Source organism: Zoogloea sp., assembly GCF_041908905.1.
In the GTDB taxonomy this organism is placed as follows: domain Bacteria; phylum Pseudomonadota; class Gammaproteobacteria; order Burkholderiales; family Rhodocyclaceae; genus Zoogloea.
Window position 1 is genome coordinate 39965 of the sequence record NZ_JAYREK010000024.1, and the last position, 14453, is coordinate 54417.

The window sequence follows — 14453 nt, forward strand, 5'->3', positions numbered from 1 at the left end:
CTAAAATGCGCGCTTCGTTTTGATGGGTCGGTAGCTCAGTCGGTAGAGCAGCGGACTTTTAATCCGTTGGTCGGGAGTTCGAGCCTCCCCCGACCTACCATCGAAATGGGTTGTTAGCTCAGTTGGTAGAGCAGCGGACTCTTAATCCGTAGGTCGAGTGTTCGAGCCACTCACAACCCACCAAGAATTCACGACGGTAGCGCATGCGCTTCCGGTGCAGCAAAAGTTTTGCAGTATCCGGGTTGTTAGCTCAGTTGGTAGAGCAGCGGACTCTTAATCCGTAGGTCGAGTGTTCGAGCCACTCACAACCCACCAGCATCGCAAAGACTCAGGCCACCTTCGGGTGGCCTTTGTTTTGCCTGACGGGTTTTCAGTCAGCGGTTCGGTCCATTCCCGGACGAGGCCCCTCTGGGTCAGAATAGTTGTCGCCTCGATAGAATCTGAAACCCGAGGGCGATAACGGAAGAACGAAGTGGCGAGATACGGACAAGCATTCAAGGACAAAGCAGTAGCCCGGTTGTTGCCGCCGGAGAGCGCATCGGTGGAGACGGTTCGAACTGCCCGGCCCGGTCCCGCGGCACGTCGATGCGCAGCGGCCCGTCGTCGGTGAGCACGGTCTTGCCGCTCGTGCCGTTCCTCTGGTTGGTGCTCGCTTCGGGCTTCTCCCCGCCCGCTGCGTAGCCCAGGTGATGGCTCAGCTCGGCCTGCAGCGCCCGCTCGATCAAGGCCTTCTTGATCCCGCGCATCACGTCCTCGACAGCACCCGCCGTCATCGGTCCGGTCACCACCTGATCGAGCCACTCCTGCGCGCCCTCAGGCAACGCCGCAACGGGCGGCAGGGGCTGTTTCGGTTTCTTCCTTGGCATAACTCTTCCTTTCGGGACTTACGTTATGCCTCAAACACAAAAATTCTGACAGGCTCCACAACGAAGATTCGACGAAGTTGCTAGCGGTCAGGGAATCACCTACATACCGTGGCTCTTGGCGAAGTATGTGATTTGGGTATGCAGCGCGCTGGCGCTATCCAACTATTTATTTGCCGCAAATGGCATCACAGGATAGTACTAACAATCCCTATTCTCAGCAGCGCACGACCCCGACACCCGCGGCTTCGGCTGCAGCCCGCAAGGGCTCGTCCTTGGTGGCAATGCGAATCTGGAGCCGCAGCGCGAGTTCCAGGTAGGCCGCGTCGTAACTGCTCAGGTTGTAGCGCAGCGCCAAGGCCAGCAATTCCGCGGGACCGGGCGTTTCCCGGTCGATCAGAATGGGCAATGCGCAGATCTGCTCAATGATCTGATGCGCCTCATCCGCCGTAAGCCGCTCCTTGCGGCATGCCGTCCGGAGCACGTTTGCAAACTCCAGTTCCCACAAGGCGGGCACGACGGCTTGATCCTGTTCGAGCAGAACGCTGACCACATCGGTGTAAGGGGTGGCTTGGTCCTCCAGAAACCACCCAACGACCACCGAGTTATCGAGGACAAAACGCATCAGTCGCGGCCATCCTCCATGGCTTCACGGAGGCTCACGCCCAGCGTCCGCCCCTGGCGCATCTCTCGCAGGCGCGCAAAGGTGCCGGCGACCCGCGCCTGCTGGGTCAGGGCAGCCTCGGGAGACTCCACCGCCGCAACGATCCGGGCAACGGGCCGGCCGCGCCGGGTGATGGTGACCTCCTCGCCAAGTTCGACGGCGGCCAGCAACTCGGAGAGCCGGGTTTTAGCCTCGTAGACGGGAACGGTTTTCATCGCGGGAATCCTGACGGAGTTGGTTAGCTAGATTATAGGCCGGGCGCCGACCATGAGGCCCATCCTGAACTAAGGACTTTTCGGTCGTCGTACCGACACCGTTCCGGACTCCCCGGTCATTACCCGGTCCGAACCGGGGGGAAACCCGCGCCAGAACTGGCTCCGCAAAATCCGATCGGGCGTTCTCTCCCAACCGGAGACGCCCGGCATCGGACCGGGGAATGCCCGGTCCTTCCCCGATCCATCGGGGGTCGAATCAGGGAATGTGCGACGTCATTGCGCATCACACCCATCACAAAAAACCTCGCGGGGACAGATACTTATAGCGGCGCGGCGAATTCGGCCTGGAGATAGAGTCCATGCCCGGGACGCCCCACGCAGCCCGCCTTGCATGACGCCTGGAACGGCGTTCAAACCCCGCGACACCCGGTCCGAAACGAAGTTTTCGGACTCTTAATCCGTAGGCCGAGTGTTCGAGCCACTCACAACCCACCAGCATCGCAAAGACTCAGGCCACCTTCGGGTGGCCTGAGTCTTTTTGCGTGGACCTTTGGTCCGTGGTTCGGACCATCCCCGGCCGGTCTTCTCCCGGTGGATTTTTTCATCGGGCCCGCAGCCCATAGCAGCCATGCATCCGGCGCCATGGGCCGGGGCGGGATCCTGGTCATACTGGCGGCATTGCCCCACGGCCCACCCGGAGACCCGCCCATGTCAGCTCCCAGCCCCGTCCGCAACGGCGGACAGATCCTCGTCGAGGCCCTGCGCCGCAACGGCGTCGACAAGGTCTTCTGCGTCCCCGGCGAGAGCTACCTGCCGGTGCTCGACGCGCTGCACGCCACGCCGGACATCCGCACCATCGTCACCCGCCACGAGGGCGCCGCCGCCAACATGGCCGACGCCTACGGCAAGCTCACCGGCCGCCCGGGCATCTGCTTCGTCACCCGCGGCCCCGGCGCCACCCACGCCGCAAACGGGGTGCACACCGCCAGCGAGGACTCCACGCCGATGATCCTCTTCATCGGCCAGGTGGACAGCGGCTTCCTCGGCCGCGGCGCCTTCCAGGAGGTGGACTATCAACAGATGTTCGGCGGCATGGCCAAGTGGGTGGCCCAGGCGGACCGCCTCGAGCGCCTCCCCGAGATCGTCGCCCGCGCCTTCGCCGTCGCGGTGGCCGGCCGGCCCGGGCCGGTGGTGGTGGCGCTGCCGGAGGATGTGCTGTTCGGCGCCGGGGAGGCCGCCGACCTGCCCCCGCCGCGGCCGGCCCGGGCCGCGCCACCGGCTGCTGCGATGGTGCAGCTTCGCACCCTGCTGGCCGCTGCCCAACGGCCGCTGCTGATCGCTGGCGGCAGCGGCTGGGACGCCGCTGCGGTCGCCACGCTGAAGCGCTTCGTCCACGCCAACGGGCTGCCGGTGGCGGCCTCCTTCCGCCGCCAGGACCTGTTCGACAACCGGGACGAGCACTACGTCGGCCAGCTCGGCCTCGGCGTCTCGCCGCGCCTCGCCGAGCGGGTACGCCAGGCCGACCTGCTGCTGGTGGTCGGCAGCCGGCTGGCCGAGGCCACCTCGTCGGGCTACAGCCTGTTTGGCGGGCAGCCGCTGATCCACATCCACGCCGACCCCGACGAGCTGGGGCGGGTCTACCCGGCCACCCTGCCGATCAACGCCAGCCCGGCCTGCGCCGCCGAGGCCCTGGCCGCGCTGCCGCCCGTCGCCGACCCGGCCTGGCGGGCATGGACCGCCGAGGCCCGCACCGATTACCTGGACCACTCGACGCCGCCCGCCAGCCATCCGGCGCTCTCCGGCGTGGACTTCGCCCGGGTCATGGGCCACCTCGACACGGTGCTGCCCGACGACGCCATCATTGCCAACGGCGCCGGCAACTACACCGTGTGGGTGCATCGCTTCTACCGCTACCGGCAGCCCGCCACCGAGCTCGCCCCGACCAACGGCGCGATGGGCTACGGCCTGCCGGCGGCGATCTGCGCCAAGCTCGAGCATCCGGAGCGCACCGTGGTGTGCTTTGCCGGCGACGGCTGCTTCATGATGTACCCCCAGGAGCTGGCCACCGCCATGCAGTTCGGCGCGCCGGTGGTGGTGATCGTGGTGAACAACGGCATGCTGGGGACCATCCGGATGCACCAGGAGCGGGAGTTCCCCGGCCGGGTCGCCGCGACGCCCCTGCTCAACCCCGACTTCGTCGCCCTCGCGCAGGCCTTCGGCGCCCACGCCGAGCGGGTCGAGCGCAGCGAGGACTTCCCGGCGGCCTTCGCGCGGGCCACCGCTGTCGGCGTCCCGGCGCTGATCGAGCTGCGCGTCGACCCGCGCCAGATCACGCCCCAGGCGCGGCTCCGCGAAATCTGACGGCCCGGCTCAGCCATCGGCAAGGCGCGCGTCGGGCCAGGCGCCGGACTGCACCAACGCGGCCGCCTGCGCCCGCACCAGCCGCGCCGCCTCCCACAGGGCGGCAGGCGGGGTGCGGGTGCGACCGAGCACCAGCCCCACGCTGCGCCGCACCTCCGGCTCGACCAGCCGGTAAGCCTTGAGGCGCCCGGCGGCCACCTCGTCGGCAACCGCCGCCAGGGGCAGCAGGGTGCACCCGCAGCCGTCCATCACCAGGCGCCGGGTCAGGGCGATCGAGCCGTCGCATTCGAGGGCCACATCGAGGCCGAAGCCGTGGCGGGCCGCCAGCGCCTCGGCGAGCACCCGCAGGCCGTGGTGGGTGCTGGGCAGGATCAGCGGGATGCCGCCCAGCCCGCCCACCGCCACGGTGCTCCCCGGCAGCGGGCAGTCGGCGGGGGCGATCAGGCGCACGCCTTCGCTCAGCAGCGGGTCGAAGCGCAGCGGGCCGGGGTGCTCCGGCACGTAGAGGATGGCGAGATCGAGCCCGCCGTCGGAGAGTTGCTCGAGGAGCTGGCTGGCCAGCCCCTCGACGAGGCGCAGCCGGACGCGGGGGTAACGCTGCCGCAGCGCCTGCGCCAGCGGCGCGAAGAGCATCCGGGCGAGGGTCGGCTGGGCGGCGATGTGGAGCTGGGCCGGCCCCTGGTCGGCGCCCGCCTGCAGAGACTGCTCTGCCTCGGCGAGCAGGCCGGCGACGGTGGCCGCGTATTCCAGCAGTCGCTGGCCGCGCTCGGTGGCCGCCACGCCCCGCCCGCTGCGGTGCAACAGGCGTGTCCCCAGCCCGGCCTCGAGCTGGCCGAGGCGGCGGCTGAGGGTGGACTGATCGACGCCCATTTCGATGGCCGCCCGGGAGATGCTGCCCGCCTTGACGATGCGGGCAAAGAGGTCGAGATCGTCCGAGTTCATGTGAGGAGCCCATGGCCAGCCGGCCCAGGCTCCTCACCCGGAGCCCCGCAGTGCCGGGTCAGAAACGCCGGCCAAGCATAGCGAAAATGCGCGGATTGCGATCGACGTCTTCAGAGGTGGCCTGCCCACCCTGGGACGCCCAGGCGATGGTTGCGTCGAAGCTCCACTGATCCACATAGGAGCGCACCCCGACACCGGTGCCGGCGATCTTGCGCCGGGCGCTGGAGCGGGCATCCCACGGGTTGGCGTTGATGTCCGAGCGGCCCAGGTCGTGGAAGACGAAGGGGGTCACCGCCCCCACGGCGTAGCGCAGCTCGAGCTGGGCGAACCAGCCGGTATCGCCGACGCCCTCGCCCAGCGGATAGGCGCGTACGCCGTAGAAACCACCGAGGTTGAACTTCTCGGAGGAGTCCAGGTTCTTGGTCGTCCACTGGCCGGAGTAGCGCACGTAGGCGGTGAGCGGGCCGGAGAGATCCTGGATGCGGGCGATGTCGAGGTTGGTCTTGTTGAAACGCCCCTCGGTGCGGGCGGTGATGCGGTCCAGCGCCGCCGTGTCGCCATCGAGGTTCATGTAGCCGGGCAGCCAGGTCAGCGAACCATAGGTGACGCCGCCGCCGAAGAAGGTGTCGCGCCGGTCGAACTGGATCGCCACGGGCACCCCTTCGCTGCGCTTCTTGCGGATCGTGCCGGTGCTGGCATAACGGTCCTCGAGTTCCTTGTGCTGATAGGCCACCGAGAGCAGCACGTTGGTCGCCAGGGAGCGCACCAGGGGGTAGCTCAGGCGGGCGGTGGCGATGTCGGCGTAGCCCTTGGCGTCGAGGGATGAGAACTGCGCCCCGAGCTGGTAGTTGGTGTGGGCCAGGCCGATCTGGCCGCGCAGGCCGGAGGCCCCGAGCGGGGTCTCGTAGTCCACCGAACCCAGCCACATGTCCTCGTTGGTGTACAGGGCATTCAGCGAAATCTTGTCGCCATACTGGAAGGGGCTGTTGATGAACACCGCGGTCCGCGCCCGGTATTCGCCGGTGCTGCGGGCGCCGGTGTTGTCGAGGCCGAACTCGCCGCTCACGTAGGACACGCGCTCGACATTCACCTCCAGATCGGCCTCGCCCTGCCTGGCGCCGGGCCGGATCAGGGGCCGGACCTTCATCCCCGGCTGGTCGTCGAGGATCAGCAGGGTGCGCTCGAGGATCTTGTTGGCGATGGGCTCGCCCGGCTTGAGGGCGTGATCCAGGAAGGGCTGGGCGCCGGCCGGCAGCGCGCCCTTGCCCACCGCGCGGACCGCGCCGAAGCGGCCTTCGATGACCGCGATCCGCAGCACGCCCTCCTTCAGGTCCTGGGGCGGCAGGAAAGCCTGGGTGAAGGGGTAGCCGGCAAGACGGTAGCGCGCCTCGATGCGGTCGGTCAGCGCGTTGAGGCCGGCCATGTCGAAGGACTTGCCGGCAACTTCGCCGAGCTCGGCGAGCAGGCTGTCGCTGTCGACGAGCGTGTTGCCGGAAATCTCCACCGCCTTGAGCACCACGCTGGGCCCGCTGCGGACCGGCTGGGCCGGAGGGGCCGCCGGAATGGCCGGCAGCACCGCGGCATCCGAGGGTTGCGGCTGCGGGGGCAGCGGCCCCTGCAAGGCCTGGCCCTGGGCGTTCGCCTGGACCGCAAAGGCGCCGAGGGCCAGCGCCAGACAGCGACTGAGTACGTTCGTCTTCATGAAACTTCCTATTGGGTATTCAGCGAGTTGAGGGTGCCCACGCCGCTGGCGTTGATGCCGGAATCGATCACGAACACGTCGAGCGGGCCGCTCGAACTCGGAACGGTCACGTTATTGACGTTGAGTTCCTGGGCGGCCTTGCGCTTGCCGCCTTCGCCGCCGGTGGCCGGCGCGTTCTCGGTCGAACTGCTCGAGACGAAGTTCAGCGTCGACCGGCCCGTGCCGGTCTGCTCGCCACCCGCCGCACCGGGCGCGGCAGCACCGGCCCGGTTGTCCGGGCCGTCCGCGTCTGCCGGCGCGCCGGAGACGAAATTGAGCGACGAGCGCCCCCCGGGCGTCTGCTCGGCGCCGGCGTTCGGCCGCGCGCCTTGCGGGGCGATCGGCGCGCCCCCCTGGCTTCCGCCTTCACGGACATAATTCAGCCCGCCGAAGGAAGGCGGCTGGACAGCGCTGCCGAGCACCGACGAGCCGTTGTCGATGAAGGCCGGGACGATGATCGGCGTCGGCGGAGGCGGCGGCTGGACCGGCGCGACGATGGTCAGCTGGCCGTCGAGTGCCGTGATGGCGTAGTTGCCGTTGGTCAGCCCGGCGGCGGAGATCGGGCGGGTGCCGAGGGCTTCACCCGGTGTCCGCGAAAGTTCGCCGCTCAGGCTGTCGCCGGCCACCAGCGAGCCTTCGCTCACCCGATAGGTGAACTCGGGATCAGGCCGCCCGAAGGTCTTCGACTTGTCGTCCGCCAGAACGGTGATCCTGCGCTGCGCGATGACCGCCGCGTTGGTCGCGCCGGAACCATCGGCCGCCGTGCCCGCCGTCTCCGGCGTGATGTTGAGCGAGCCGTTGAGCACGTAGTTGGCCGGGTTGAAGCCCGCCGGACCGGCGATCGACACCACCCGGTTGGTGCCCGCGTTTCTGGACGCCAGGGTCGCGGTCGTCAGCTGCACGCTGGCGTCCCGGCCCACCAGACCAAACGCGGCGATCCGCGTGTCGCCCTGGCCGAGGCTGTAAGTCGTCGAGCCGTCATAGGTGCCGGTCACCGCCACGCCCAGCGGGGCCGGGGTGATCGCGACGGTGTTGTTGGCGCTGGTGATGGCGCCGCCTGCGACACTGCTGTTGGCGCCGACGCGGAGCGCGTAGTTGCTGGCGACGAAGCCGTTGCTGCCGGCGGCGGCCGTCACATACTTGCCGCCGGTGACGGCGTCTACGTTGGCGTCGGAGACGGTGACTTCGGTGAGCCGCTCGCTGCCCATCAGGCCGGCGACCTGGAGGCTGCCGCCGGTGCTGACCGTGCCCGCCGCGGCGTTGGTGGCGCCGCCGGTGCTGGTGAAGCGGGTGGTGCCGTTGTAGACCGCGTCGAGGGCGACGCCCAGCGGCGCCGCTGCGATGGCGGCCACGTTGGTGGCGGCCGTGCCGTCCGGGTTGGCGCCGGCGGTCACCGCCGCGGCGGAGCCGAAGGCGCTGCCGTTCAGCACGTAGTTGCGGGCGTCGATGCCGCCCGTGAGGCTGACCCCGGTGACCTTGCTGGCGCCGACCACGTTGGCGCTGTCGAGGCTGAAGCCGCCCAGGGTCTGGCCATTGACCAGACCCGCCACGCTGACGCTGCCGCCGGTGGTGAGGCTGCCGGTGGTGCCGTGGGCAACCCCGGCCGTCGCGGTGAAGTCGGTCGAGCCGTTGTAGGTCGGCGCCGCCGCCACGCCCAGCGGGGCCGGGGTGATCGCGACGGTGTTGTTGGCGCTGGTGATGGCGCCGCCTGCGACGCTGGAGTTCGCGCCGACGCGGAGCGCATAGTTGCTGGCAACGAAGCCGTTGCTGCCGGCGGCCGCCGTCACGGACTTGCCGCCGGTGACCACGTCGGCGTTGGCGTCGGAGACGGTGACTTCGGTGAGCCGCTCGCTGCCCATCAGGCCGGCGACCTGGAGGCTGCCGCCGGTGCTGACCGTGCCCGCCGCGGCGTTGGTGGCGCCGCCGGTGCTGGTGAAGCGGGTGGTGCCGTTGTAGACCGCGTCGAGCGCGACGCCCAGCGGCGCCGCGGCCACCGCGGCCACGTTGGTGGCGGCCGTGCCGTCCGGGTTGGCGCCGGCGGTCACCGATGCGGCGGAGCCGAAGGCGCTGCCGTTCAGCACGTAGTTGCGGGCGTCGATGCCGCCGGTGAGGCTGACACCGGTGACCTTGCTGGCGCCGACCACGTTGGCGCTGTCAAGGCTGAAGCCGCCCAGGGTCTGGCCATTGACCAGCCCCGCCACGCTGACGCTGCCGCCGGTGGTGAGGCTGCCGGTGGTGCCGCTGGCGACGCCCGCGGTGGCGGTGAAGTCGGTCGAGCCGTTGTAGGTCGGCGCAGCGGCCACGCCCAGCGGGGCCGGGGTGATCGCGACGGTGTTGTTGGCGCTGGTGATGGCGCCGCCTGCAACGCTGCTGTTCGCGCCGACGCGGAGCGCGTAGTTGCTGGCGACGAAGCCGTTGCTGCCGGCGGCCGCCGTCACGGACTTGCCGGCGGTGACCACGTCGGCGTTGGCGTCGGAGACGGTGACTTCGGTGAGCCGCTCGCTGCCCATCAGGCCGGCGACCTGGAGGCTGCCGCCGGTGGTGAGGCTGCCCGCCGCGGCGTTGGTGGCGCCACCGGTGCTGGTGAAGCGGGTGGTGCCGTTGTAGACCGCGCTGAGCGCGACGCCCAGCGGAGCGGGCGTGATCTGTGCCAGGACCGCGCCGCCCGTCAGCGTGTAGTTCGATGCGCCGCTACCGCCCAGCGTCAGGCTGGAGGAGGCCCACTCGGTGTAGGTGCCGACATTCTTGCTCGCCACGTTGGCGCTGCCCGACAACAGGACCTGATCACCATCGACCACACCCGCACCCAGGCTGAGGTTGCCGGCGGAGAAAAGGGTCGTGCCGTCATAGGCGCGGCTGCCTCCGACGCCCAGCACGGTGAGACCGAAGGGGTTGATGGTGACGACGTTGTTGACACTGCGGGCGGTGAAGGACGGCAGCACGTAGTTGCTGGCCAGCCCCTGCGTACCGGACACGCCGTTGGCGAGGGTCAGGCCGCCCAGGGAGGTCAGGTAGTTGGCGCCGTTGCTCTCGACGTTGAGGGAGTTTGCGGTTGCCGTGCCGGCTCCAGCGAGCGAGAGGGTCTCGCCGTTAACGCCGGACACGGTGATCCGGTCGCTGGTGAAGGTGGCGTCCCCATCATAGGTCTTGACGGCCGCCAGCGATGCCACGGCGGGCGAGATCTGGTAGGCGGGGGAGACCGAGAAGTTGTAGCCCACCACGTAGTTCTTGCCGCCGGCAGTGTAGTTGCGCGAGAGCGAATTGGCGCTCAGATTCGAGTAATCGCCGACGTTGGCGCTGGGCGTGATGTAGGTGGCCGAGGTGACGCTGGAACTGGTGTAGCCCGACGCGCCGGGATCGAGAATGGTGATGCCGCTGAAGGTGAGGTTGGAGGCGGTGTTGGTGCTGTCGTAGGTCTTGGAGCCGGTGATGGTGGCCGAGACGTAGATCGGCAGGGTCGCCATGTTCACCGCGTTGTAGGTGCCCCACAGGTAAGAGCTGTTCGCGCCCGCATTCACCATCAGCGTGCCACAGTTGGGATACCCGGTGCGACAACCCGAGTTGGGCGGACTGTAGGTGAACGTGACCCCCTTGAGACCCCCGTTCAGGACGAAGATGAGGTCGGCAACCGAATACGCATTGAAGTAGATGTTGCCGGCCAGGCCGCCGGTCGCCATGCTCAGGGCGTAGGCGCCACCCGCGTCGTAGGTGCTGCTGCCGTCGATGCGGATGCCGCCCGAGGTGGTCGAGGCCGAGAAGGTCGTCTGCCCGGCTCCGCCGCTCGGGTAATCGACGAACACCCCGAACACCTTGTTGGTGTTGCCGCCGACGCCGCCGACGTACTTGCCCGTGATGTTGATGTAGCCACCGGAGGACGCGTAGCTGGCGCCGGGTGCATAGTAACCGCTGTCGACGAGGGCCCCTGCGGCGAAAAGTATGCCACTGGTATCATTGCTGCCCGAGACGGGCTGGGTCGAATAGCCGTTGATGGTGATGTCACCACCGCGCGACAGGATCTTCGAGCCGGCACCGATGGAGATGGCAGGCAGGATGCTCGAGGCGTTCAGGGCATAGGCGATGCCATGAACGCTGGTCTTGGCGCCGGCAACGCTGCCGCCCGCCCCGCCGAGCAGGACAGTGCCACCGTTCGAGTTGAGGGTCACCCCATCGGCGAGCTTGATGCCGCCCAGCGTGCCGGTGGCGCTGTTGGCGGCGCTCAGGGTCAGGTTGAGGGCACCGCTGCTAGAGGTGATGTTCTGGTTGACCAGGATGTTGCGATCGGCGCGCAGGGTCAGGGAGGCATTGCCGCCCGCCGTCTTGGCGATCGCGCTGCTGACGGTGATGTCGCCCGAGCCCGCGGGCGCGGTGTAACCGGCGATCCCGCTAGGCGTCTCCGTCGACACGGTGACGCTGGAGCCGTTGTTGAGCGCATCGACGATGGTGCTCGCCTGGGATGCCCCGATGGTGTAGTCGTACGGGTCGATCAGCCACTCGCCGCCCTTGCCGGTGGCCGCGCCGGCGTTAACCCGGAGATCGGGCAGGGTGTTCACCCGCGCCCCGGAGGTCTCGATCAGGCCCCCGTCACCCCCTTGGGCGCGCTGGCATCGAGGCTGCCGCCGGCGTTCAGCACGCCATGCTGCATGTCGGCGATCAGGCGGATCTCGCCCGTTTCACCGCTGGCCAGGGTTTGCGCCCGGATGGTGCCGGTATTGTTGACCGTCGCGCGGGTCAGTTCATTGACGGCCCGGGCCGTCAGGTAGACCAGGCCTCCGTCGGCCTTGATGGCGCCGCCGTTGTCCACCTGCGCGTCGAGCGCCCCCTGGCTGACCTGCAGCTTGACCGGGCCGCCGAGATCGAGGGTCACGCCGCCGCCCGCAGCCAGGAGCACATTGCCGGCATTGGCGTTCAGGCTGCCTTCGTTGCTGACCCGGGCGGCGATCAGCGCGATGCTGCCGCCCTTGCCGCCTTCACCGACGGCGGTGATGTTGCCCTGGTTGACCACCGCGTTGCTGCCGGCACCCTCGAACGTATAACGGCCGGCCATGAAGTCGGCGGTGCGCATGTTGAGCGTCGAGGCCACGAGGCTGCCGACATTCACCTGGCTGGTCGGCGAGAACAGCACCCCGTTCGGGTTGATCAGGAAGATCTGGCCGTTGGCCGTGATCGCGCCCTGGATGACCGACACGTCGGAACCGAGCACGCGGTTGAGCGCGACGGCGCTGGCGCCCGGCTGGACGAAGTTCACCGTGTTGCCCTTGCCCACCGAGAAGCCCTGCCAGTCGATCGCCAGCCTGTTCGAGGCCTGGTTGATGGTCATGGCGCTGCCGCTCTGGCTGATGCTGCCGTTGCCGGCGACGATGCTGCCCCCCGTCGGGAGGGTGCCTGCCGCCCAACTCTGGCCAGCGCCGGCCAGCGCGAGGGTCGCGACAACGAGCAACGGCTTCGCGGACTTGCTCTTGCCACGGCCGCGGGCACACTCCGCTACGGCCTGCCAGGCCCCGACGGCCGAATTCCAGACGACGCGATAAATATGATTCACGAAATTACCTCTTTTAAAACAATGCGTTGCCGCAGCCGTTAGGGTTCCTGCCCGTCAAATCCGGGGATGCGCGAAACGCACCGACCCATCACTCAAAAAATTTTCTTGAGCTGAATCGGCACATCTCATAAAAAATTTAATAAATTTATTAAATTCGATTTTGCGATGCGATGACTCGACACAACAGCAGGGCCGCATGAAGAGGCGGCCCCATAAACACAATTTGTTACGTCATTAACGAACAGTGCTTCGAGAACTTTAAGATTCCGCCGCCGCCGCACTCGGCGGAAGGCCCGCAGCCCGCACGACGGCGCACTACAATTAGCGGCCCCGGCCCCGCCGCCTTCATGACGAAAAACGAACCGTGCGCATCCTCACCCGCCTCCTCCTCCCCGCCCTCCTGTGCCTGCCCCTCGTCGGGCCCGTCCGTGCCGCCGACGGCGAGCTGCAGCGCTGGCTGGACGGCCCCCAGCGCAGCGAAGCCAACCGCGCCCGCGACGCGGCGCGCAAGCCGGCCGAGACGCTGGCCTTCTTCGGCCTGCGCCCCGAGCTGACGGTGATCGAGATCTGGCCCAGCGTCGGCGCCTGGTGGTTCGAGATCCTCGCCCCCTACCTGCGCGACCGGGGGCAGTACATCGGCGCCCTGCATGCCGGCGCCCACAACCCGCCGGCCGCCCGGGCCGAGCACGAGGCCATCGAGGGGCGCATCGCCCGCCAGCCCGAGCTCTACGGCAAGGTCCGCATCGCCCACAGCCCCGGCCTGCCGGACACCCTCGCGCCCGACTCGGCCGACCTGCTGCTGACCTTCATGAACCTGCACAACTGGGTCACCGACGGCAACGCCGACGCGGTGATCGCCGAGTTCCACAAGGTGCTCAAACCCGGCGGCGTGCTCGGGGTGGTGGACCACCGCGCCGACCCCGACCGCCCGGCCGCCGAGCAGCTCAAGGCCGGCTACCTGCGCGAGGACGACGTGATCGCCCTGTTCGAGAAGGCCGGCTTCCGGCTGGTGGCCCGTGCCGAGATCGCCGCCAACCCCCGGGACACCAAGGACCACCCCCAGGGCGTGTGGACGCTCCCGCCCAGCCTGCGGCTGAAGGACGTGGACCGGGCGCGCTACCTGGCGATCGGCGAAAGCGACAAGTTCACCCTCAAATTTGTAAAGATTGCACCCCGCTGAGCCCTCCGGGGCGACAATCCGCAAGGCGCACCCGCGTTTCCCCTTGACTTGCGCCGCCGGCTCGCCCACAATGCGCGCCGGCATTTGCTTTTGGTCGCCCAGAAATGCTGCGGTCAGCACCGGCAGCGTCTCGACAGCCACCCGGATTTCAAGACTTGGGTCTGCCTCAATCGGCTCGATGTTCTTGGTCAGCGTTGCGGCGCCACGCCGCGGGGCCGGGAAAACGGCAAACGGTTTTCGCTCATGTAGCTCAGTGGCAGAGCACTCCCTTGGTAAGGGAGAGGTCGGCAGTTCAATCCTGCCCATGAGCACCACTTTCCAATATGTCTGCGCCACGTCGCGGGCAGCGCGCAGGTCCGCCAATTCCAGCGCAGTAACCCGATCACCGCGGCTCCAGCCGCAGTGAAACCTGGCCCACCAAGGCGGTGGCGGGCCTCGGCCGTCCCCCTCCCGAACCATCCGGGACATCGCGGCCATCCTCAAGGAGCCCGAACATGGCCAAGGAAGAACTCATCGAAATGCACGGCAGCGTCACGGAAGTGCTGCCGGACGGCCGCTACCGCGTCACCCTGGAAAACGGCCACAACCTGATCGCCTACGCCGGCGGCAAGCTCAAGAAGAACCACATCCGCATCATCGCGGGCGACGAGGTGACCCTCGAGATGTCCCCCTACGACCTGACCAAGGGCCGGATCACCTTCCGCCACCTGCCGGCCAAGTCGTCCAACATGCCGCCGCCGCCCGCCCGCCGCTACTGAGCCAGGCCAGCGCCGACGCCCGCCACGCGACACCAGGCCCTTGCCATCGGCAAGGGCCTTTTGTTTGGCTATGTCACCGTTGCCTGTGGAACCGTACCCCCTGCAATCTGTCTGAATATACAGTTTTGCTGCAATCAGGAGGGTGGCGATGAAACCGCTTGATTTCAAACATATCCTGCAATCGCTGGTG

General features: G+C 68.1%; 9 protein-coding genes, 4 tRNA genes and 1 pseudogene. 7 read left to right on the forward strand and 7 right to left on the reverse strand.

Translation table 11 applies throughout. The annotated features are described in order from the left end of the window. The first annotated feature begins 24 nt into the window (after window positions 1–24). The 3 genes from ACE3OU_RS13115 to ACE3OU_RS13125 all read left to right on the forward strand — a co-directional run bounded on the left by ACE3OU_RS13115 (window position 25) and on the right by ACE3OU_RS13125 (window position 315). Window positions 25–100: transfer RNA gene (locus tag ACE3OU_RS13115), tRNA-Lys, on the forward strand. Between the two features lie 7 nt (window positions 101–107). Then, window positions 108–183 (forward strand) — tRNA-Lys (locus tag ACE3OU_RS13120). A 56-nt stretch (window positions 184–239) separates the two neighbouring features. After that, window positions 240–315, forward strand: a tRNA-Lys gene (locus ACE3OU_RS13125). A gap of 233 nt (window positions 316–548) precedes the next feature. Here the strand turns inward: ACE3OU_RS13125 and ACE3OU_RS13130 are convergent. From ACE3OU_RS13130 to ACE3OU_RS13140, 3 genes and pseudogenes are all read right to left on the reverse strand, one after another. Continuing rightward, window positions 549–866 (reverse strand): annotated as a pseudogene (locus tag ACE3OU_RS13130) (transposase); the annotation flags it as partial. Between the two features lie 214 nt (window positions 867–1080). Continuing rightward, window positions 1081–1488 carry a type II toxin-antitoxin system VapC family toxin gene (locus tag ACE3OU_RS13135; RefSeq protein WP_374242006.1) on the reverse strand — a complete coding sequence of 136 codons (408 nt, stop codon included), beginning with the start codon at window positions 1486–1488 and terminating at the stop codon, window positions 1081–1083. Then, window positions 1488–1742, reverse strand: coding sequence for a type II toxin-antitoxin system Phd/YefM family antitoxin (locus ACE3OU_RS13140; protein WP_374242007.1), 255 nt, complete (start codon window positions 1740–1742; stop codon window positions 1488–1490). Before ACE3OU_RS13140 ends, ACE3OU_RS13135 begins: the two co-directional genes overlap by 1 nt. A gap of 708 nt (window positions 1743–2450) precedes the next feature. On the opposite strand from ACE3OU_RS13140, the gene ACE3OU_RS13145 reads away from it, so the two are divergent. Further along, the gene (locus ACE3OU_RS13145) at window positions 2451–4103 is read left to right on the forward strand and encodes a thiamine pyrophosphate-binding protein (protein WP_374242008.1); all 1653 of its coding nucleotides are present in this window, start codon (window positions 2451–2453) and stop codon (window positions 4101–4103) included. Between the two features lie 9 nt (window positions 4104–4112). On the opposite strand, the gene ACE3OU_RS13150 is transcribed toward ACE3OU_RS13145, so the two are convergent. Genes ACE3OU_RS13150 through ACE3OU_RS13165 form a run of 4 tightly spaced genes read right to left on the reverse strand, consistent with a single transcriptional unit; the run spans window position 4113 to window position 12325 of the window. After that, window positions 4113–5045, reverse strand: coding sequence for a LysR family transcriptional regulator (locus ACE3OU_RS13150; protein ID WP_374242009.1), 933 nt, complete (start codon window positions 5043–5045; stop codon window positions 4113–4115). Between the two features lie 58 nt (window positions 5046–5103). After that, window positions 5104–6747, reverse strand: coding sequence for a ShlB/FhaC/HecB family hemolysin secretion/activation protein (locus ACE3OU_RS13155; RefSeq protein ID WP_374242010.1), 1644 nt, complete (start codon window positions 6745–6747; stop codon window positions 5104–5106). An 8-nt stretch (window positions 6748–6755) separates the two neighbouring features. Further along, a complete protein-coding gene (locus tag ACE3OU_RS13160) occupies window positions 6756–11336 on the reverse strand; it encodes a beta strand repeat-containing protein (protein WP_374242011.1) in 4581 nt (1526 codons plus the stop codon). Between the two features lie 20 nt (window positions 11337–11356). Beyond that, on the reverse strand, window positions 11357–12325 hold the full coding sequence (locus tag ACE3OU_RS13165; RefSeq protein ID WP_374242012.1) for a filamentous hemagglutinin N-terminal domain-containing protein: 969 nt from the start codon (window positions 12323–12325) through the stop codon (window positions 11357–11359). Between the two features lie 364 nt (window positions 12326–12689). On the opposite strand from ACE3OU_RS13165, the gene ACE3OU_RS13170 reads away from it, so the two are divergent. The 3 genes from ACE3OU_RS13170 to infA all read left to right on the forward strand — a co-directional run bounded on the left by ACE3OU_RS13170 (window position 12690) and on the right by infA (window position 14263). Beyond that, on the forward strand, window positions 12690–13505 hold the full coding sequence (locus tag ACE3OU_RS13170; protein ID WP_374242013.1) for a class I SAM-dependent methyltransferase: 816 nt from the start codon (window positions 12690–12692) through the stop codon (window positions 13503–13505). 239 nt (window positions 13506–13744) lie between these two features. Then, a tRNA-Thr gene (locus ACE3OU_RS13175) sits at window positions 13745–13819 on the forward strand. 180 nt (window positions 13820–13999) lie between these two features. After that, window positions 14000–14263: a translation initiation factor IF-1 gene (gene infA / locus ACE3OU_RS13180; protein ID WP_374242014.1), complete on the forward strand. Its 264-nt coding sequence runs from the start codon at window positions 14000–14002 to the stop codon at window positions 14261–14263. Window positions 14264–14453: the final 190 nt, after the last annotated feature.